General features: G+C 50.3%; 14 protein-coding genes, 2 pseudogenes and 1 riboswitch. Of the genes and pseudogenes, 13 read left to right on the top strand and 3 right to left on the bottom strand.

Translation table 11 applies throughout. From position 1 onward, the window contains the following. From mobB to DXB18_RS00205, 13 genes and pseudogenes are all read left to right on the top strand, one after another. Window positions 1-1,053: a molybdopterin-guanine dinucleotide biosynthesis protein B gene (mobB, locus tag DXB18_RS00145; protein WP_118705289.1), complete on the top strand. Its 1,053-nt coding sequence runs from the start codon at window positions 1-3 to the stop codon at window positions 1,051-1,053. A 16-nt stretch (window positions 1,054-1,069) separates the two neighbouring features. Then, window positions 1,070-2,278: a gephyrin-like molybdotransferase Glp gene (gene glp, locus DXB18_RS00150; protein WP_118705291.1), complete on the top strand. Its 1,209-nt coding sequence runs from the start codon at window positions 1,070-1,072 to the stop codon at window positions 2,276-2,278. Between the two features lie 354 nt (window positions 2,279-2,632). Further along, window positions 2,633-5,260, top strand: a complete 2,628-nt coding sequence (gene ppdK, locus DXB18_RS00155; protein WP_118543493.1) for a pyruvate, phosphate dikinase — start codon at window positions 2,633-2,635, stop codon at window positions 5,258-5,260. A gap of 209 nt (window positions 5,261-5,469) precedes the next feature. Then, entirely contained in the window at window positions 5,470-5,826 is a 357-nt protein-coding gene (locus DXB18_RS00160) for an Hpt domain-containing protein (protein WP_118543494.1), read from the top strand. A gap of 7 nt (window positions 5,827-5,833) precedes the next feature. After that, the gene (locus DXB18_RS00165; protein WP_118543495.1) at window positions 5,834-7,807 is read left to right on the top strand and encodes a diguanylate cyclase; all 1,974 of its coding nucleotides are present in this window, start codon (window positions 5,834-5,836) and stop codon (window positions 7,805-7,807) included. Window positions 7,808-7,886: 79 nt separating this feature from the next. Then, on the top strand, window positions 7,887-9,398 hold the full coding sequence (yfcC, locus tag DXB18_RS00170) for a putative basic amino acid antiporter YfcC (protein WP_118543496.1): 1,512 nt from the start codon (window positions 7,887-7,889) through the stop codon (window positions 9,396-9,398). A gap of 25 nt (window positions 9,399-9,423) precedes the next feature. Beyond that, entirely contained in the window at window positions 9,424-10,764 is a 1,341-nt protein-coding gene (locus DXB18_RS00175) for an MATE family efflux transporter (RefSeq protein ID WP_118543497.1), read from the top strand. 157 nt (window positions 10,765-10,921) lie between these two features. Then, window positions 10,922-11,032, top strand: a riboswitch (THF riboswitch). A 136-nt stretch (window positions 11,033-11,168) separates the two neighbouring features. Next, the gene (locus tag DXB18_RS00180; RefSeq protein WP_118705293.1) at window positions 11,169-11,744 is read left to right on the top strand and encodes a folate family ECF transporter S component; all 576 of its coding nucleotides are present in this window, start codon (window positions 11,169-11,171) and stop codon (window positions 11,742-11,744) included. A 199-nt stretch (window positions 11,745-11,943) separates the two neighbouring features. After that, window positions 11,944-12,776, top strand: a pseudogene (locus DXB18_RS00185) (2-hydroxyacyl-CoA dehydratase family protein). A gap of 62 nt (window positions 12,777-12,838) precedes the next feature. Then, entirely contained in the window at window positions 12,839-13,948 is a 1,110-nt protein-coding gene (locus DXB18_RS00190; RefSeq protein WP_347560826.1) for an ABC transporter permease, read from the top strand. Next, entirely contained in the window at window positions 13,941-14,714 is a 774-nt protein-coding gene (locus DXB18_RS00195) for an ABC transporter ATP-binding protein (RefSeq protein ID WP_118705295.1), read from the top strand. The genes DXB18_RS00190 and DXB18_RS00195 overlap by 8 nt, the downstream gene beginning before the upstream one ends. Window positions 14,715-14,743: 29 nt before the next feature. Continuing rightward, window positions 14,744-15,961 (top strand): ABC transporter substrate-binding protein, encoded by a 1,218-nt coding sequence (locus tag DXB18_RS00200; RefSeq protein ID WP_118543500.1) that lies wholly within the window; start codon window positions 14,744-14,746, stop codon window positions 15,959-15,961. Between the two features lie 48 nt (window positions 15,962-16,009). Continuing rightward, window positions 16,010-16,777: an acyl-CoA dehydratase activase gene (locus DXB18_RS00205; protein ID WP_118705297.1), complete on the top strand. Its 768-nt coding sequence runs from the start codon at window positions 16,010-16,012 to the stop codon at window positions 16,775-16,777. Between the two features lie 84 nt (window positions 16,778-16,861). On the opposite strand, the gene sdaAA is transcribed toward DXB18_RS00205, so the two are convergent. From sdaAA to DXB18_RS00220, 3 genes and pseudogenes are all read right to left on the bottom strand, one after another. Next, complete coding sequence (gene sdaAA / locus DXB18_RS00210; RefSeq protein ID WP_118705299.1) at window positions 16,862-17,731, bottom strand: L-serine ammonia-lyase, iron-sulfur-dependent, subunit alpha; 870 nt, start codon at window positions 17,729-17,731, stop codon at window positions 16,862-16,864. Between the two features lie 21 nt (window positions 17,732-17,752). Next, complete coding sequence (sdaAB, locus tag DXB18_RS00215; protein WP_118705301.1) at window positions 17,753-18,421, bottom strand: L-serine ammonia-lyase, iron-sulfur-dependent subunit beta; 669 nt, start codon at window positions 18,419-18,421, stop codon at window positions 17,753-17,755. 1 nt (window position 18,422) lies between these two features. Next, a pseudogene (locus DXB18_RS00220) lies at window positions 18,423-19,433 on the bottom strand (cation:dicarboxylase symporter family transporter). Window positions 19,434-19,743 lie beyond the last annotated feature (310 nt).

Below are 19,743 nucleotides of genomic sequence, written 5' to 3' on the forward strand. Positions count from 1 at the left end.
ATGAACGATAACCAATTAAAAACCGTAGGCGCAGTCGCCGGCTACATTCTCGCAGGAGGAAAAAACACGCGTATGGAGGGACAGAAAAAACTGTTCCTCCGCTACGGCGGTGAAACGTTCTGCCAGAGAATTGTAAAAGCCTGTGACTGTCTGCCTGCGGTTTATTTGTCTGTAGATCAAAAAGAACCGTACAAAGAAGCCGGTCTGCCCATGGTAGAGGACCGGTGGAAGGAAATCGGACCGATCGGGGGAATTGCAAGCGGACTTTGGGACTGCAAAGAAGAGGCGCTTCTCGTGATAGCCTGCGATATGCCCATGATCGATGCCGGACTGGTAGGAAAAATCCTGGAGTGCTACCGGAAAGAACCATCCTCCATTCTTGTGACGGCACAGAGCGGACGCATTCACCCGCTTTTTGGAATTTATCCCAAAAGAATATTGCCCTGCATGACAGAACAGATTCAGGCAGGTGATTACCGCATGATGCATCTGCTTAAGCGCGCCGGATACCGGATCATGGAACTGGAGACGGAGAGTCACGCGATGGAAAATGTGAATACGAAAGAGGCTTACCGGGGATTGACAGGTTCTGCAATGCAGAATGCTGCGGCGCCGAACCCTCAAATGGTAATTTCTCCCCAAAAGAAGAGTCCTTTCGTATTTGCGGTCAGCGGCTATAAAAATACAGGAAAGACGACTATGATCACGCGTCTCGTGCCGGAACTGACGAAGCGTGGCTACAAAGTAGCGGTCATCAAGCATGACGGTCATGATTTTGAGAGCGACGTACCGGGAACGGACAGCTACCGTCATCAGAAAGCGGGGGCTTATGGGACTGCGGTATTTTCCAAAAACCGTTTTCTGATCACGAAAGAATGTCAGGGGATTACGGAGGAGGATCTATTTGCGGCATTTCCGGAGGCAGATATCATTCTGATCGAAGGACTGAAAAACAGCAGTTATCCGAAATACGTCTGTAATTATCCGCAAGAGCCTCTGATTTCAGCGGAAAAACTGGCAGATGAACTGGAAACGTTAAAAAAACAAATATAGGAGTATAGAGAGAAACATGGTTCGTATCACACTAGAGGAAGCACAAAAACTTATCTTTCAGCAGGAACATGCCGTAGAAGCCATGCGGCGTCCGGTCACAGAGTGCGCCGGCAGTGTCCTGGCAGAAAACCTGGTATCCGGGATGATGCAGCCTCCGTTTGCGCGCTCGGCTATGGATGGCTATGCGTTGCGGCAGGAAGATGTCCGGAAAGCAGACCGGGAGCATCCGGCTATCCTGCAGGTTGTCTATAAAACCTGTGCCGGAGACCGACCGGGAAGAAACATTCAGCCAGGGGAGTGTGTGCGCATTATGACTGGTGCCATGATCCCGGAAGGCGCAGACTGCGTGATTCGGCAGGAAGATACCGATTACGGGGAAGAAACCGTTCAGATTTATACAGCTGCAGTTTTGCAGCAAAACTGCTGTCAGGCAGGGGAAGATTTTCAAGCAGGGGAAGTTCTGGCAAAAGCAGGCGAAACGGTGGATGCTTACACCGTTGCCGCTGCGGTCGCTTCCGGGAAAAAAGAACTCAGTGTACGGCGGAGACTGCGGGCGGCGCTTGTTACGACAGGGGAAGAACTGTGCGAGACCGGAAGCGTTTTGCAGCCGGGGCAGATCTACAATTCCAATCAGGCGTATCTGCGGGTGAGACTGATGCAGGAGGGCTGCGATGTCGTGTATTGCAAAATGACCGGAGATGACCGGGAGTCCATTGCCAGGGCAGTGCAGGAAGCCGCAGACAAAGCCGATTTTGTCATTACGACAGGAGGGGTATCGGTCGGACAGAAAGACCAGCTCCCCCATGTGATGGATGCACTGGGGGCACGGATCCTGTTTCGTGGAATTGCAGTGAAACCCGGAATGCCGACGATGTGCTCCGTACTTGGAAAGACTCCGGTGCTTTCCTTATCCGGGAATCCGTACTCGGCTTTTTCTGTATTTGAACTGTTGATCAGACCGCTTACGGCAGGTCTTCTGGGAGCGGACGGGTATGATTATATCCGGATCCACACAACCGCCTCATCGGATTTTTTAAAGGAAAGCAGAGGAAGAAGACTGCTGCGGGGATATTACGATGGAACTGCGGTCGCACTTTCGAAAAAACAGCAAAATGGCCAGCTGACCGGCGGGATCGGATGTAACTGCCTGGTGGATGTTCCGGCAGGCAGCGGACCGGTATATGCCGGGACTCCGGTCGAGATTATTTTGACAGGGATATCGTGATGCACGGTACCCCTGTTTTTTTCGCAATAAAATGACATGCAATAAAAAGAGCCTGCCTGACTGCAAAGCGCAGTGTCAGATTCGTTTGGGTACAAAATTCGTCAAAATATGCAAAATACACATTCGTATATACGAACTCACATCGTATATGTGAAAATGACGGGAACGAAACAAAATTTTACGAGTTTTTGCTAAAATTTATACAAAAAACACCAAGAAAAACCTTTACTATCGCAAAAAATATGGTATACTTATACCAGACCGTCGATGGTGATTTTTTTGTGCAAAAACTATACCGACGGAGTTGAAAACCGTAGGCAGCATCGTCTACACAAGTTGAGGAGGAAAAAACCAATGGCTAAAAAGTGGGTGTACTTATTTACAGAAGGTGACGCTACCATGAGAAATCTTCTCGGTGGTAAAGGCGCAAACCTGGCTGAGATGACCAATATCGGTCTTCCGGTTCCGCAGGGCTTTACAATTACAACTGAGGCCTGCACACAGTACTACGAGGATGGCCGCGAGATCAACGAAGAGATCCAGGGGCAGATCAACGAGTACATTGAGAAAATGGAAGAGATTACCGGAAAGAAATTCGGAGATCTCGAGAACCCGCTTCTGGTTTCCGTACGTTCCGGCGCACGTGCTTCCATGCCTGGTATGATGGACACCATCTTAAACCTGGGCTTAAACGAGCAGGTTGTTAACGTAATCGCTGAGAAGTCTGGCAATCCGCGTTGGGCTTGGGACTGCTACAGAAGATTCATTCAGATGTATTCCGACGTTGTAATGGAAGTCGGTAAGAAATATTTTGAGGCTCTCATCGATGAGATGAAAGAAAAGAAAGGCGTTAAGCTTGACGTTGAGTTAGACGCTGACGACTTAAAAGAGCTGGCTAACCAGTTCAAGGCTGAGTACAAAGACAAGATTGGCGCAGACTTCCCGGATGATCCGAAGGAGCAGTTAATGGGCGCAATCAAAGCTGTATTCCGTTCCTGGGACAACCCGCGTGCAAACGTTTACCGCCGTGACAACGATATCCCGTATTCCTGGGGTACTGCTGTAAACGTACAGTCCATGGCATTTGGTAATATGGGCGATGACTGTGGTACCGGTGTTGCATTTACCCGTGACCCGGCAACCGGCGCAAAGGGCCTGTTCGGTGAGTTCTTAACCAACGCACAGGGCGAGGACGTAGTAGCTGGTGTCCGCACCCCGATGCACATCCAGGAGATGGCAGAGAAGTTCCCGCAGGCATACGCAGATTTCGAGAAGGTATGTAAGACTCTGGAGGATCACTACAGAGATATGCAGGATATGGAGTTCACCGTTGAGCACGGCAAGCTGTACATGCTGCAGACCCGTAATGGTAAGAGAACTGCACAGGCTGCATTAAAGATCGCTTGCGACTTAGTAGACGAGGGTATGAGAACTCCGGAAGAAGCCGTTGCAATGATCGATCCGCGTAACCTGGATTCCTTACTGCATCCGACCTTCGACCAGAAGGCATTAAAGGCTGCTACCCCGATCGCTAAGGCTTTAGGTGCAGCTCCTGGTGCTGCATGTGGTAAGATCGTCTTCACTGCAGACGATGCTGTAGAGTGGGCTGAGAGAGGCGAGAAAGTTGTTCTGGTTCGTCTTGAGACCTCTCCGGAAGACATTACCGGTATGAAGGCTTCCCAGGGTATCCTGACTGTTCGTGGTGGTATGACCTCTCACGCAGCAGTAGTTGCACGTGGTATGGGTGCCTGCTGTGTATCCGGCTGCGGCGACATCATTATGGACGAGGCAAACAAGAAATTCACTCTGGCTGGCAAAGAGTACCACGAGGGCGATGTGATCTCCTTCGACGGCTCCACCGGCTGTGTATATGACGGAGCAATCCCGACTGTAGAGGCAACCATCGCAGGTGAGTTCGGACGTATCATGGCATGGGCTGATGAGTACAGAACCATGGCAGTACGCACCAACGCAGATACCCCGCACGATGCGAAGAAGGCTCGTGAGCTTGGCGCAGAGGGCATTGGTCTTTGCCGTACCGAGCATATGTTCTTCGAAGGCGACCGTATCGATGCATTCCGTGAGATGATCTGCTCCGATACCGTAGAAGAGAGAGAAGAGGCTCTGGAGAAGATCCTTCCGTTACAGCAGGGCGATTTCGAACAGCTCTACGAGGCTATGGAGGGCAACCCTGTAACCATCCGTTTCCTGGATCCGCCGTTACATGAGTTCGTTCCGACGGAGGAAGAGGACATCGAGAAACTGGCTAAGGCAAAAGGCAAGACCGTTGCAGAGATCAAAGCAATCTGCGAGTCCCTGCATGAGTTCAACCCGATGATGGGTCATCGTGGATGCCGTCTGGCTGTTACCTACCCGGAGATCGCTGTTATGCAGACCAAGGCTGTTATCCGTGCAGCAATCAATGTAAAGAAAGCTCATCCGGACTGGACCATCGTTCCGGAGATCATGATCCCGCTTATCGGCGATGTAAAAGAGTTAAAATACTGCAAGAAGACCGTTGTTGAGACTGCAGATGCAGAGATCGCAGCAGCTGGTTCTGACCTGACCTACCATGTGGGTACCATGATCGAGATCCCAAGAGCAGCTCTGACTGCAGACGAGATCGCAAAAGAGGCTGACTTCTTCTGCTTCGGTACCAACGACCTGACCCAGATGACTTTCGGTTTCTCCCGTGATGATGCTGGTAAGTTCTTAGGTGCTTACTACGATGCGAAGATCTACGAGAACGATCCGTTCGCAAAACTGGATCAGACTGGCGTAGGCAAGCTGATGGAGATGGCTATCAAACTTGGCAAGGCTTCCAACCCGGATCTGCATATCGGTATCTGCGGCGAGCATGGCGGAGACCCGTCTTCTGTAGAGTTCTGCAATAAGATCGGTCTGGATTATGTATCCTGCTCACCGTTCCGTGTTCCGATCGCAAGACTGGCAGCAGCCCAGGCAGCTATCGCTCAGAAATAATCGAAAACAGAATCGATGATATTTTTAGACCGCGTACCGTTTGGTACGCGGTCTTTTTGTGGCTATGTTGAGCTTTATGGGTAGAAATACAAAGAAATTTATGCTAGACTAAGCATATATTCGTTACTGCTTGTGCTTTGCGTAAACAGCAGCGGCAAAACCATTACGATGGATAGAAAACAGAAATGAAAGAATTAGGGGAAAAACAAATGACAACGAAAGAATGTTATGAAAAAATTGGATCTAATTACGACAGTGTGCTGAGCAGATTCGGCAACGAGGCGCTGGTAAAGCGCTTTGCCTTGAAGTTTTTAAAGGATCCGAGCTATGCAGATTTAAAAGAAGCCCTGGAGGCGCGTGACGCAGAGCGTGCATTCCGTGCAGCACATACCTTAAAGGGCGTTTGCTTAAATCTTGGATTTGACCGTCTCTACGAGACCAGCGCAGCTCTGACAGAAGACCTGAGAGGAAGAGACATCAACGGCGGTGACCGGTTATTTCCGGAACTGACCGAGCGTTACGAGCAGTTAACAGAAGCAATTCGGGAGCTGGAAGCGGAGGCTTAACCCATATATGAATTCATACGATAAACTGACGAGACAGCAGGCAGAGGAACAGATGGAACTCTACCGGCAGGTGTTTACAGCCGTGCGCCTTCTGGATGCTGCTGATCTTCGTCTGACTGGAGCGAAAAAAACAAAAGAAGACCAGACGGGTGGGTTGAACCATTGCTACTGTTATGATTACTGGAAGAAAAGCCAGCCCTGTGAAAACTGCATTTCCAGGAAGGTTTATCAGGATGGGATTCAGAGGACGAAGCTGGAGTACAGAGGAAATGATCTCTTTGAGGTAACTGCCCGTTATGTGGAGGTAGACGGGACTCCTTATATCATGGAGCTGGTGCGTGCGATGGACGGCACCTGCCTGATCGATGCTGAGGGCAGGGAAAAGCTTCTCATCAAGCTGACAAGCTATCACGATGAGCTTTACATTGATGCCCTGACCGGTGCCTACAACCGGCGTTACTACGAGGATAAGATCAAAACCTCAGCCCAGAAGGGCGGCGTAGCCATGATCGACCTGGATGACTTTAAGCTCTACAACGATACCTGGGGACATGACGCAGGCGATGCCGTGCTGAGAACCCTGGTCCAGATGCTTCGGAACTGTGTGCGGGATGAAGATTCCATCATCCGTTACGGAGGCGATGAATTCCTTCTTCTGATGCCGGATATCAGCCAGGCACAGTTTGAGGAAAGCCTGCGCAGGGTCAAGGAAAAGGTCTGCGATGCCGATGTGCCAGGCTATACGAACCTGCGCCTTTCTGTGAGCATTGGCGGAGTACTGAGTGATGGGAGCAAAACGGTGGAGGATGCTGCGATCTGTGCCGATAAGCTTATGTATCAGGCTAAAAACCGGAAAAATACGGTTGTGACGGAAGGAACAAAGCAGGAGGTACAGCATTCAGGGGACAATACTGAGGATCAGGAGAATATCAAGCAGCAGATCCTCATTGTAGATGATTCCGGGCTGAACCGCGAGATCCTTTCTGAAATGCTTCACTCAGATTTCCGCATTCTGGAGGCAGAAAACGGAAAAGAGTGCATTGCCCAGTTAGAGCAGTACGGAACCGGAATCGCCCTGGTCCTGTTAGATATTGTCATGCCGGTCATGAATGGCTTTGAGGTGCTGGAATACATGACCAGAAACCACTGGATCGAGGAGGTCCCTGTCATTATGATCTCCAGTGAAAATTCAGAGCCATACATCCGCAAGGCCTACGAGCTTGGCGTTTCTGATTATATCAGCCGTCCATTTGATGCCAAGGTGGTATTTCAGCGCGTATTCAATACCATTAAGCTGTATGCGAAGCAGCACCGCCTGATCAAACTGGTGACAAGCCAGATCTACGAAAAAGAAAAGAACAACCGGATCATGGTCGGGATTTTAAGCCAGATCATGGAATTCCGAAATGGAGAGAGCGGTCGCCATGTGTTCCATATCAATCGTCTGACAGACCTTTTGCTGGAGCGGCTGACGCAAAAGACAAACCAGTACCATCTTTCCAGACCAGACCGGGAACTGATTGCAACCGCATCTGCCCTTCATGATATCGGGAAGATCGGGATCGATGAACAAATTCTGAATAAACCGGGCAGACTGACCAAGGCAGAGTTTGAGATCATGAAGACCCATACCGTGATCGGTGCTTCGATGCTGAAACATCTGACTGCCTACCAGAACGAGCCGATCGTAAAGATCGCTTACCAGATCTGCAGGTGGCACCATGAGCGCTACGATGGAAAGGGATATCCGGACGGCTTAAAGGGAGAAGAAATCCCGATCGCAGCCCAGGTGGTTTCCATTGTAGATGTTTACGATGCCCTGGTGAGTCCGCGTGTATACAAGAAAGCGTTCCCGCATGAGCAGGCCATGAGCATGATCATGAATGGGGAGTGCGGTACGTTTAATCCGCTCCTTCTGGAATGCCTGATCGAGATCCAGGACCGGATCCAGGCATATGATCATGAGCCGCAGAATCATTAGTTTACTTTTATAGGTCTGTATGGTATAATTTTTCGTTGCGACACGTCAATTTATTTTTGAGAATGAAGAGGAACTACAAATGGAAAAGAAAAAGAAGTTTCAGATGCCGCATACGTACATCATTATCTTTGGTGTAATTCTGTTTGCAGCAATCCTGACCATGTTTATCCCACTGGGTAAATATGAAACAAAAGAAATCACCTACACCATGAACGGCGAAGAAAAGACCAGAACCGTTCTGGATCCGGACAGCTTTGAGTATGTCCTGGATGAAAACGGAAACAAGGTAACGAAGGTTGCCCCGCTTTTCGGTACGGAGGATTTCGGTGGCCAGGGTATTTTAAACTATGTATTTGAGGGTCTTACAACCGGTAACAAAAACGGTACTGCAGTCGGAATCATCGCCTTTATCCTGGTGGTGGGCGGTTCCTTTGGTATCGTGTTACGAACCGGTGCCGTGGAGAGCGGTATCATGCGGGTCATCAGCATGACAAACGGTAAGGAAATCCTTTTGGTACCGATCCTGATCGTCCTGTTTTCCCTGGGCGGTGCCGTGTTCGGCATGGGTGAGGAAGCCATCCCGTTCGTTATGATCCTGGTGCCGATGTTCATCGCGATGGGTTACGATGCAGTAGTCGGCATCATGTGCAGCTACGTGGCAACCCAGATTGGTTTCGGTACCTCGTGGCAGAACCCGTTCGGCCTGGCTGTGGCACAGGGTATCGCAGGCATCCCGGTTATGTCCGGTGCATGGTTCCGTATCCCGTTATGGATCATCTTTACCGGTCTGACCTGTGTGTTTACCCTTCGTTACGCAGCAAAGATCAAAAAGAACCCGAAGCTTTCTGTTGCTTACGAGTCTGACGAAGAGTACCGTGAGGACTTCGCAAAGAATGGTAAAGCAGACCTGCCGTTTACGCTGGGCCATAAGCTGGTGCTCTTAACCATCGCAGCCTGCATGGTATGGACCATCTGGGGCGTAGTAACCCAGGGCTACTACATTCCGGAGATCGCATCCCAGTTCTTTGTAATGGGTCTTGTTTCCGGTATCATCGGACTGATCTTCCACTTAAATGATATGCACTTAAACGATATCCCGCGTGCATTTGACCGTGGTGCGGCTGACCTTCTGGGCGCTGCCATGTGTGTAGGTATGGCACAGGGTATCATCATCATCCTGGGCGGTACCAGCGCAACCGATGGAACCGTTCTGAATACCATTCTTTATACCATCAGCAACGGCATGAAGAATTTCCCGCCAGTTATCTCTGCCTGGCTGATGTACGTATTCCAGTCCGTATTCAACTTCTTCGTTGTATCCGGTTCCGGACAGGCAGCCCTGACCATGCCGATTATGGCACCGCTTGCTGATCTGGTAGGAGTTGAGCGTCAGGTTGCAGTGCTTGCTTACCAGCTGGGTGATGCATTTACCAACTTCATTGTTCCGACCAGCGGATGCCTTCTCGGTGCACTGGCTGCAGCAAAATTGGAGTGGGGACAGTGGGCGAAGTTCCAGATCAAGTTCCAGGCATTCTTGTTTGTATGCGCATCCATTGCAGTGATCATCGCAATTGTAATCGGATTGTCATAACTGGAAAAGGCAGGAGTAATTTGTCATGACAAATGATATGACGCGGGGAAACCCCGTTCGCCTGATTCTGGCATTCATGATTCCGACTTATCTCGGAAACATTTTCCAGCAGTTTTATAACCTGGTGGATTCGGTGATCGCCGGCCGCTATATCGGCGTCCATGCCCTGGCAGCCATTGGCAGCACCACGTCGCTGATCTTTCTGGTGACCGGGTGGCTTCAGGGAATCACCAGTGGTTTTGCCATCATGGTGGCGCAGACCTTTGGTGCGAGGGATTACAGACAGATGCGTCATTATGTCGCAATGTCTGTGTATCTCTGTGCAGCTTTCGTGGTCGCCATGACTGCAGGTCTGGTATTTTTAAATGTACCGATCCTGCGGCTGATGAATACCCCGGATGAGATCATCGGTCAGACGGCTGCTTACATGGGGATCATTTACGCAGGACTTTGTGTAACCGCTGCCTACAATGCGTTTGCGGCGGTGCTCCGTGCGTTGGGAGATGGTCGATCTCCGCTGTATTTTCTGATCATTTCTGCAGTGATCAACGCAGTGCTGGATGTCCTCTTTATCGTGAAGTTTCACATGGGTGTAGAGGGCTGTGCCTACGCAACGGTCATTGCGCAGGGAATTTCCGCGTTACTGTGCCTGATCTACATCATCCTGAAGTTTGATATTCTGAAACTTCAAAAAGAGGATTTTGCGTTCGATCTGCCAATGATCAAAAGACTGCTCTCGATCGGTGTGCCAATGGGACTGCAGTTTTCCATTACCGCGATCGGAACCATCATTGTGCAGAGCGCGATCAATGTCTTTGGTGCAGATTATATCGCTGGTTACGCGGCAGCAGGAAAGCTGCAGAACATGGTCAATACCATCTTCATTGCGTTTGGGGCAACGATTGCGACCTATGTAGGACAGAACCGGGGTGCAGGACGGATGGACCGTGTGCGCCAGGGTGTGAAAGACACCCAGATCATGATTCTGATCGCAGCGCTTGTTTCCTTTCTGATCATCCATTTCCTGGCTGGAAAGCTGACGCTGATCTTTGTAGACAGCTCACAGACTGTGGTGATCGATGCTGCAAACCAGTACTTTCAAACAGTATCCTGGTGTTATCCGTTCCTTGGAAGTATTTTCCTGTACCGGAATGCACTTCAGGGAATGGGATATGGTCTTGTGCCTATGCTGGGCGGTGTCTTTGAATTGATGGCCAGAGGCGGCGTTGTGATGCTGGTGCTCCATCTGGGAGGCGGATTTGTAAGCACCTGCCTGTCAGATCCGGCCGCATGGATTTCCGCGCTGATTCCGCTGATTCCATATTATATTTATAAAATGAAAAAATTTACTGCGCTTCAGGCGTAAAAAATCCCGCTGCCGTTCATGCATGTGTCCGGCAGCGGGATTTTTTCTAAATAAAAATTTGCTTTACAGGAATCCAAAACTGTGCTATAGTAGCACACAAAATCAGAGGACATGCCACTGGCGTCTCTGATATGCAATCCAATCAAAATCAAAGAAAAGCAGAGTAGGTCTGTGTGCGTCAAGTGCCAGCCGGACAGGGAGTTGCCGGCAGGACGAAGGAAACGGCTTTCGAACGTCTTCCGCGGTACGCAGCCCGCATCCCGCTGCGAAGAGGATAGATACGGTTATCTCCTTTGTAGTCGAGAAATCGTTCCTGTTTATGGACAGGTTTTTGGAATGGAGTATTCCATTCCTGCCATGTCTGTGTGAACGGGAACAGGATTCTGCAAAGGAGGTAATTTTTTATGAAAAAGTTTACGGCATTATTCAAAGATTCCATGGAAGAACTCAAGTATGTCAACACGGTCACCATTATGGCGATGTTTGCTGCGATTTCCGTGGTGCTCGGTTATTTCACCCTGGTTCTGGGTGATTACTTAAAAATCGGATTCTCCACGATCGCAAACCAGTTTGTGTATTATCTGTTCGGTCCTGTGGTGGGCGCAGCGTTCGGAGGAGCGCTCGACATCTTGAAATACATCATCCGTCCAACCGGTGCGTATTTCCCGGGCTTTACCTTCAGTGCCATGGTGGGCGGCGTGCTTTACGGATGTTTTCTGTATAAGCATCCGATCCGGTTCGTGCGTGTGCTTGCTGCGGAGCTGACGGTATCGATCATCTGCAATATGCTGCTTGGAACGCTGTGGCTCAGCATGTTGTATGGAAAAGCATTTATGGCACTTCTTCCAATGCGGGCATTCAAAAACCTGATCATGTGGCCAGTCAATTCCATGCTGTTTTACACCATTGGGAAGACACTGGAGGCGTCGGGAGTATTCCGCCTGTTAAGGAATGCAGGCAGAAGCAAAGCGGTACTGTAATAACCGAATATCGTAACGGACAAGGGCGAAAGCTCCTGCGTCTGCATGAATGGCGGCGCGGGACTTTCGCTATTTTTTTATCTGATTTATTTAAAATTTAAATAAGTAATACCAATATATTGATAGATACAATTTCTCATTCCGGGAAATTTATATTACATTTTATTGAGAATAAATGAGAAAACAGGGGTAAAAAGGTATGGGGTATCATCTTCCAGAGCAGTTTCAGGAGTTTGGGGAGGCCAGACGAGCCGGATTTCTGCGGGTAAAAGAATTAAAAGAGAGCGGAAACCATTCCGGTTGCGGAAACAAGGCTTCCGAAAAACTTATGTCCGCTGATCAAGTCCAGTTACGGGTTCGCGTTGTCTGATAAATGCCCGTACACCTATTTTTCAGACCTGATCGTAGGAGAGACGACCTGCGATGGAAAAAAGAAGATGTATGAGTTGTTAAATGAGAAGCGCCCGACTTACGTGCTTCATCTTCCACAGGGCCATGACGGAGATCTGCTGACAGCCTGGACAAAAGAACTGCACCGCTTTCTTGCATATCTGGAGGAAAACTTCGGGATCACCATTACGGAAGAAGCGCTGCGGGAAGCTGCACGTGTGAGAAATGAAGAACGTCGGGAGCGGCTGAAGCTGATGGAACTTCAGAAGCAGACTCCGCCGCCTATGAGTGGTCTGCTTTGAAAATTGCAGCGGCATCAAGGCGGCATTTCAGATGGTAGATACGGAAGCGGAAGATATCGTGGAGGCCATCGCTGCCCGGTATTTAGAAATCGGCTGTTCGGTGATGACTCCGAACACAAAACGGATCGGGCTGATCGAACGGCTGATCCGGGAATACCAGATCGACGGGATCGTGGAGATTGATCTGCAGGCCTGCACGCCGTACACGGTGGAAGCTTATACGATCCGGCAGCTCGCAAAGGAAAAGCATGTGCCGTATCTGGCGATTGAAACAGATTATTCCCAGAATGACAGCGGCCAGCTGGCAACGCGTATTGAGGCGTTTCTGGAACTATTATAGTGAGGAGGACTGTGTGCGCATGCATGAACAGTCGTGTTACAAAAGTTGCAGGGTGGAAAAACATGGAGAAGAAAAAGAATGTAATTTTGTCAGGCTGCAGAACGGAAGAAGATAATTTTTCCAGACAGGAACAGAGGAAAATGGCAGCCTTGACCCGTCAGGAACTAAAAGATCTGGAAGCGAAAGAAAAAACAGAGCTGGAAAAGGCGTTTGATATCCTGATCCAGTGTCTGCCCAATGTTTGCGGACTGCTTGCAATCCTGGAATATCTGCTGATCCCGGACAACAGCACCAACCGGAATCCGAACACCTATCTTGGATTTCTGGTGCTGCTGATCCTGGTTTACGATATCTGTGGAATCGCTGCAGCATGGAAGCGCAGATCAGGCGATAAAAAAATGTCTGAGCGGTTCCGGTACCGGGCACCGCTCTGGTCGGCTTTATTTCTTTTATTTACCGGATATGATTATCTGACGTTGAAAACCGGGATCCTGACTCAGCCGTTTGTTCCCTGTATCAACTTTATCCTGAATGCTGCGTGGATCGACCGGGCCACGATCCTGGACTGCACGGTGCATACCCTGGGACTTTTGTTCCTGGGATATTTTTCCGGTGTAGCGCTTGGGCTTGTAACCGGAATTGTCTGCGGGTATTCCCGGAAAGCCCGCTACTGGATCGATCCGGTGATTAAATTTTTGGGACCGATCCCAACCTCAACGTGGATCCCGATCATGATGGTCATTGCCTCCTCGTTGTTTGGCGGGGCGGTGTTCATCATCGCGCTGGGATCGTGGTTTGCGGTAACGGTTGCGACCATGAACGGCATAGCCAATGTAGACCGCGATTATTTTGGCGCGGCGAGGACGCTTGGGGCAAGCGAGCGCAGGCTGATCTTTGGCGTGGCGATCCCGCATGCCATGCCATCGATTCTTTCGGGCTGTACCCAGGCTATGAGCAGCTCCTGCACCGCGATCATGATCGCTGAAATGCTGGGCGTAAAGTCAGGACTTGGCTGGTATATGAACTGGAGCAAGTCCTGGGCCAGCTACGATAAGATGTTTGCAGCGTTGTTTGTGATCTGCTTCATCTTTACCGTAGTCACCAAGGTATTAGACCGGATCAAACGCCATGTGCTCAGATGGCAGAATGGAGCGGAAAAGAATTATGGATGATCGCAGCAACGTTGTGCTGAAGCTGAATGGAGTATCCAAAAGCTTCGCAAAGGTAGAACAGGATGAAGTAACCCATGCGCTGGATCATGTAGATTTGGAGATGGAAAGCGGGGAGTTTATCAGTCTGGTAGGACCATCCGGGTGCGGAAAATCAACGGTGCTGCGTCTGGTGGCGGGACTGATCCGGCCGACGCTCGGAACCGTAACCGTGAATGGAAACGAGGTAGACGGACCATCCCCGCAGCGGGGCATGGTGTTTCAGAAGCCGACGCTGTTTCCGTGGCTCACCGTAGAGAAAAACATTGCGTTCCCATTGAAAGCACAGGGGAAATTGAAAGAAAATGAGGATCAGGTGGAACACATGCTGGATGTGATCGGCCTGCGGCATTTCCGCAATGATTACCCGGGACAGCTTTCCGGAGGCATGGCGCAGCGCGTGGCGCTGGTGCGGACGCTCATCAGCCAGCCGCAGATTTTGCTTCTGGATGAACCATTGGGCGCGCTGGATGCGTTCACCCGCATGAACATGCAGGATGAGATTTTGTCTATGTGGCGGGAAAAGAGGCAGCTTGCATTGATGGTAACCCACGATGTGGATGAGGCGATTTACATGGGAACCCGTGTCATTGTCATGGATGCAAACCCGGGACGGATCATCGCGGATATCAGGATCGAAGAAGATTTCCCGCGAAACCGTTCTTCGCAAGGCTTTATTGCGTACCGGAACATGATTTTAAACCGGCTTCATTTTGCCGGTGAGAAATAGATCATTTTTTTACTAAAGGAGAAGGTATTATGAAAACAAACAGATCACTTGCATTATTTTTGTCCCTTTCCATGGGACTGTCTCTGACTGCATGCGGAGGGGCAAAGCAGGCTGAGGAGACGAAGGCAACGGAGAAAGAGCAGCTTGCCGGAGATTTGAACAACGACGGACAGATCGAGATGGGCCAGGACGGTGTTGCGGTTGAGGTCAATGTGTCGGATGTTCATATGAATGCGGCAGATGCATTTGCAGCCGGAAAATGGGAAGCTCTGTTTACCCCGGTAGATATGGAAGACCGCGCGATCGACATGGCAGACTTTGACCTGACTCCGACTGAGGAAGAGAAAAAAGCCATGGAGAGCGAACCGGCATATGGTGAGCCGGTCCTGTATTACATGTCTGACGGATGTACCTCCGGCCCGACCGTGGCGGATGACCTCGGTTACTATGCAGAGGCAGGACTGACCGCAGAAGGCTTCAAAGGCAATTCCTACATTGAGGCACTGGGAACCCGCCAGGCAACCGTAGCAGTCGGCCATATCGCTACCATGATCGTTCCGATCACCAACAATGTGGATCTTACCTTCGTTGGCGGCGCACATATCGGCTGCAAATCGCTTTACGCACTGGCAGACAGCCCGTACAATACAACCGAAGATTTAAAGGGAACCCAGATTTCCGTACCGAACGGAATCGGTGCTTCTGACTATAACATCACTTCGATCCTGTTGGATGCAGATGGCATGGATCCGCTGAGCGATGTGACCCTGACCCAGGTTTCTTCCGATGCCTGCGTGGCAGCTATGGAGCGCGGTGAGATTTCTGCAGCCCTGTTAAGTGATACATTTGCGTATGCCATGATGAAAGAGGGCAAGTTAAAATGCATCCGTTCCCTGCAGGATGAGGATTTCGCAGGAGACGCCTGCTGTGTGATTGCTATGAACCGCACGTTTGTACAGGAGAATCCGACCATCGCAAAGAAAATCACCCAGGCAGTCCAGAAAGCACATTCCTGGATGCGTGAAAATCCGGACGAGGCAACCAAACTGCTTCTTGACCGTGGCTGGAACGGCGGCGATTTTGACATGAACGTTATGATCAACAATGCCCTGCAGTTTGGTCTTTCGGATGAGTGCACCGGTGCATCTTTGAAGAAAATCATTGAGAAGTATGTCCGTCTTGGCCTGATCACTTCCACCGATGATGTGGAGGAAATCTACGGACTGGCATGGACCCCGGTTCTGTAGGTTTATTCGGGAAAACAAGAAGGATTGAAACAGGATAGGAATTTGCATATGACATATTTTACAGGCATCGATATCGGTTCTACTTCTGCCAAAACGATCGTCATGGATGACAAACAGAATATCTGCTTACGCATGCTCCAGCCTACGGGCTGGAGCTGCGTTGATACAGCCGGTGAAATCTTACGGAAGCTGGAAGCGGAAGGCATAAAACGGGAAAGCATGAAGATCGTAGCCACCGGCTACGGGAGAGTGTCGGTTCCATTTGCAGATAAATGTATAACAGAGATTACCTGTCATGGGCTTGGCGCCTGCTTTCTGTATGGGGAAAGCAGCCTGACGGTCATTGATATTGGCGGGCAGGATACCAAGCTGATCCAGACGGAAGATGGGGTTGTGACGGACTTTGTAATGAATGATAAATGTTCCGCGGGAACCGGGCGTTTTCTGGAGGTGATGGCCAACACACTTTCCATGCGGCCGGACGAGCTTTGTGCGCTGGCTGAAAAAGGAAGCGGGACCTCCATCAGCTCCATGTGTACTGTTTTTGCGGAGTCGGAAGTTATCAGTCTGATCGGAAAGGGAGAGCCGCGGGAGAACATTGCCTACGCCGTGGTGGATTCCATCGTAAACAAAGTAGCGGCACAGGCAGGAAAGCTTTCAATCGGAACGGGCACAGTCTGTCTGACAGGAGGACTGTGCGGAATCCCGTATCTGACGCAGGCACTTTCCAAAACGCTTGGAGCAGAGGTACGCACCCAGGAAGACGGGCGTTATGCCGGAGCGGTCGGGGCAGCGCTGAAGGCTGCGGCTATATAACAATTTCATTGAAAAAACGATGGACCGTGAAAGTTGCCTTCGGCAACTTTCACGGTCCTATTACGTTAACGATATTGTTTATTTTTAGCTGCACATATGGCATGCCGCGCATGCGGACGGTGCCGTCGCGCATCCGCCCATGGCGGTTTCGCGCAGTTCTGCCGGAAGGCGTTTGCCTACGGTGTACATGGTTTCTAACATTTCATCGAACGGGATGAGCTGGGAGAGTCCGGCCAGGGACATCTCGGCTGCGATCAGGGCGTTTGCCACACCGGCTGCGTTGCGGTTCTGGCACGGGTATTCGACCAGACCGCCGACCGGGTCACAGACAAGTCCCAGCATATTCATCAGAACGATGGTAGCAGCATCGAGGCACTGCTTCGGACTACCGCCGAACAGCTCTACGGCAGCGGAAGCAGCCATGGCGGATGCAATGCCGACCTCGGCCTGACAGCCGCCGACTGCTCCGGCTACGGTTGCGTTACGCATCGCCAGATAACCGATCGCACCGGCATTGAACAGTGCTTTGACCAGGTCTTCATCGGAAAAGTGATGACATTCCTGAAGTGATAACAGCATGCCCGGAACTACTCCGGCAGAACCTGCGGTTGGGGCAGCTACGATCAGACCCATGGAAGCATTGGTTTCCAGAACAGCTACCGCGCAGGTGATGGCTTTTTCCAGCACTTCCCCCAGGATGTTGCGGCTTGCAGCCTGGTGTGCGGCAAGCTTTCCTGCTTCGCCGCCGATAAGGCCGCCCATGGAGCGCACCGGTGTCTTGATCGGGGTGCGGGCAGATTCTTTCATGATTTCCAGGGCGCGGGCCATACGGCTAAGCGCCTCTTCTTCTGGCATCTCGCCTTCGGTTATTTCCCGGTTCAGCATGATCCTGGAAATCGGAAGGTTCTGTTTCTGACATAATTCTAAAAGTTCTTTTGCGTTTTTAAAATCCATGATCTTGTCACTCTCCCTTCCTTAAATCTGTACGATCATCACATCGTGTACGTTTGCATTTTCTTTTAAGCTTTCTGCTACATCTTCCGGAAGTGTTCCGTCGGATTCTACGATGGTGTAGGCAGTGTGCCCCTTTGCTTCACGGAACAGGCGCATGAAAGCAATGTTGACACCGCGGTCGCTTAAGACTTTGGTGATGTGGGCAACTACTCCTGGTTTATCCTGCTGGACAACAATGACAGCGCTGTATTCTCCGGTAAAGTCTATCGAAACACCGTTGATGCGGACAATGCGCACCTTGCCGCCGCCAAGAGACTCTCCGCGGATTGTCATGGTCTGTCCGTTTTTGTTTGTCATGGAGATGTCCACAGTGTTCGGATGAATCTCGGTTTCCGTCTCATTCGGGGTGAAGGTGTAGGCCAGACCACTTTCCTGCGCAATCTCAAACGAATTGCGGATGCGCATATCATCGGTGGAAAAGCCCATGATGCCGCCGAGGAGCGCACGGTCGGTTCCATGTCCATGATAGGTCTTGGCGAAGGAGCCGTACAGGGTGAAATCAGCCCGGATGACGTTTCCACCGATCATTTTCTGGGCGAGGAAACCGATGCGGGCAGCGCCTGCCGTGTGAGAACTGGAGGGACCGATCATGTTCGGTCCAAGTACATCGAAAACACTGATAAATGACATGTTAAGCCTCCTGAGTTTCTTTTATGATAAATTTGCGATAAATTGTATCTACAATTACGCCGATGGCATTGTCACCGGAAACATTGCAGGCAGTTCCGAAGGAATCCTGTGTGATGTAAAGCGCAACCATGATCGCGCAGATCGGGCCGTTCGGGTCTCCGGCTGTGGTGCCGAATACCATGTAGAGGAACGGCAGTGCGGTCATGATGGAGCCGCCCGGTGCACCCGGGGAAGCAACCATGGCAACGCCCAGGGTCATGATGAACGGAACAACGGTAGCAAGGCTGATCGGCAGCTGGTTCATCAGGCAGACTGCGGTAGCGCAGGCTGTGATGGTGATCATGGAACCGGCCATATGGATGTTTGCGCAAAGCGGAACGACAAAGTTACGGATCTGCTCGCAGACGCCATCGTTGGCTGCGCACTGTAAGTTAACCGGAATGGTCGCTGCGGAAGACTGGGTTCCCAGTGCAGTTGCATAACCCGGAAACTGGTTTTTAATCAGGGTCAGCGGGTTCTTCTTGCTGAATCCTTGATCGCATTGTAAAGAGTATCTCCGATCTCCTTGCCGCGCATGGAAGACAGGCAGAGTCCTAAAACAAAGGCAAGCACAACTGCGGACAGAGTGTCCATGACTGGCTGGATGGTGATGGTAAAGTACGGAGACAGGGATACTTCTGCGGTAGCAGCGATCTGGTCTAATGCATCTGCGCTCATAAAGCTCGGGAACAGGTTTTCTGCAACCAGGAAGGATGCGGAGCCTGCGATCAGGGTAGAGCTGTATGCAAGGGCAACGGTGATCAGAAGCAGTTTTCCGGCGCCCTGTGACAGGTCTGCGATACCCATGGTTACATAAGCCAGGATCATGAGCGGGATGATAAATTTTAAGAAGTTACTGAAAAAGCCAGACAGTGTTACGACCAGGCGGCAGAAACTGTCCGAATAAGATACCGATGATGATTGCCAGGATCAGCTTCGGTACCAGCCCCATTTTAAATTTCTTTTTTTCCATTTGTAAATTCCCTCCAAAAACAAAAATGTGAATCGTTTGGAAATCTGCTGTTTGTGGCTGTCTGCGTGCTGGGCAGACAACTGTGCTTGGTGCAGATTTCAGAAAAATGGCGATTGACGTCTTCGCAGGGGCATTATATCATGGTAATATGAATGAATCAAATTCATAGTTTTCATAATGATATTGAAAATTTTTCAATTATAGATTGTGAAAGAAGCTGCAAAATAATGTGCTTTTCGCAACGATTATACTGCAAAAATGCAGAGAGTTCGTGAAATTTTTGATAAAACAAAAGAAAAGAGGTGTGAAG

Origin of the sequence: Clostridium sp. OM02-18AC (genome assembly GCF_003481825.1) — a bacterium.
GTDB lineage: Bacteria > Bacillota > Clostridia > Lachnospirales > Lachnospiraceae > Brotaphodocola.

Coding starts and splice junctions, on each gene's coding strand:
- sdaAB (WP_118705301.1), bottom strand. CDS start 18,421: ATGTCATTTATCAGTGTTTTCGATGTACTTGGACCGAACATGATCGGT.
- DXB18_RS00175 (WP_118543497.1), top strand. CDS start 9,424: ATGACAAATGATATGACGCGGGGAAACCCCGTTCGCCTGATTCTGGCA.
- DXB18_RS00200 (WP_118543500.1), top strand. CDS start 14,744: ATGAAAACAAACAGATCACTTGCATTATTTTTGTCCCTTTCCATGGGA.
- yfcC (WP_118543496.1), top strand. CDS start 7,887: ATGGAAAAGAAAAAGAAGTTTCAGATGCCGCATACGTACATCATTATC.
- DXB18_RS00165 (WP_118543495.1), top strand. CDS start 5,834: ATGAATTCATACGATAAACTGACGAGACAGCAGGCAGAGGAACAGATG.
- DXB18_RS00190 (WP_347560826.1), top strand. CDS start 12,839: ATGGAGAAGAAAAAGAATGTAATTTTGTCAGGCTGCAGAACGGAAGAA.
- glp (WP_118705291.1), top strand. CDS start 1,070: ATGGTTCGTATCACACTAGAGGAAGCACAAAAACTTATCTTTCAGCAG.
- DXB18_RS00195 (WP_118705295.1), top strand. CDS start 13,941: ATGGATGATCGCAGCAACGTTGTGCTGAAGCTGAATGGAGTATCCAAA.
- ppdK (WP_118543493.1), top strand. CDS start 2,633: ATGGCTAAAAAGTGGGTGTACTTATTTACAGAAGGTGACGCTACCATG.
- DXB18_RS00180 (WP_118705293.1), top strand. CDS start 11,169: ATGAAAAAGTTTACGGCATTATTCAAAGATTCCATGGAAGAACTCAAG.
- DXB18_RS00205 (WP_118705297.1), top strand. CDS start 16,010: ATGACATATTTTACAGGCATCGATATCGGTTCTACTTCTGCCAAAACG.
- mobB (WP_118705289.1), top strand. CDS start 1: ATGAACGATAACCAATTAAAAACCGTAGGCGCAGTCGCCGGCTACATT.
- DXB18_RS00160 (WP_118543494.1), top strand. CDS start 5,470: ATGACAACGAAAGAATGTTATGAAAAAATTGGATCTAATTACGACAGT.
- sdaAA (WP_118705299.1), bottom strand. CDS start 17,731: ATGGATTTTAAAAACGCAAAAGAACTTTTAGAATTATGTCAGAAACAG.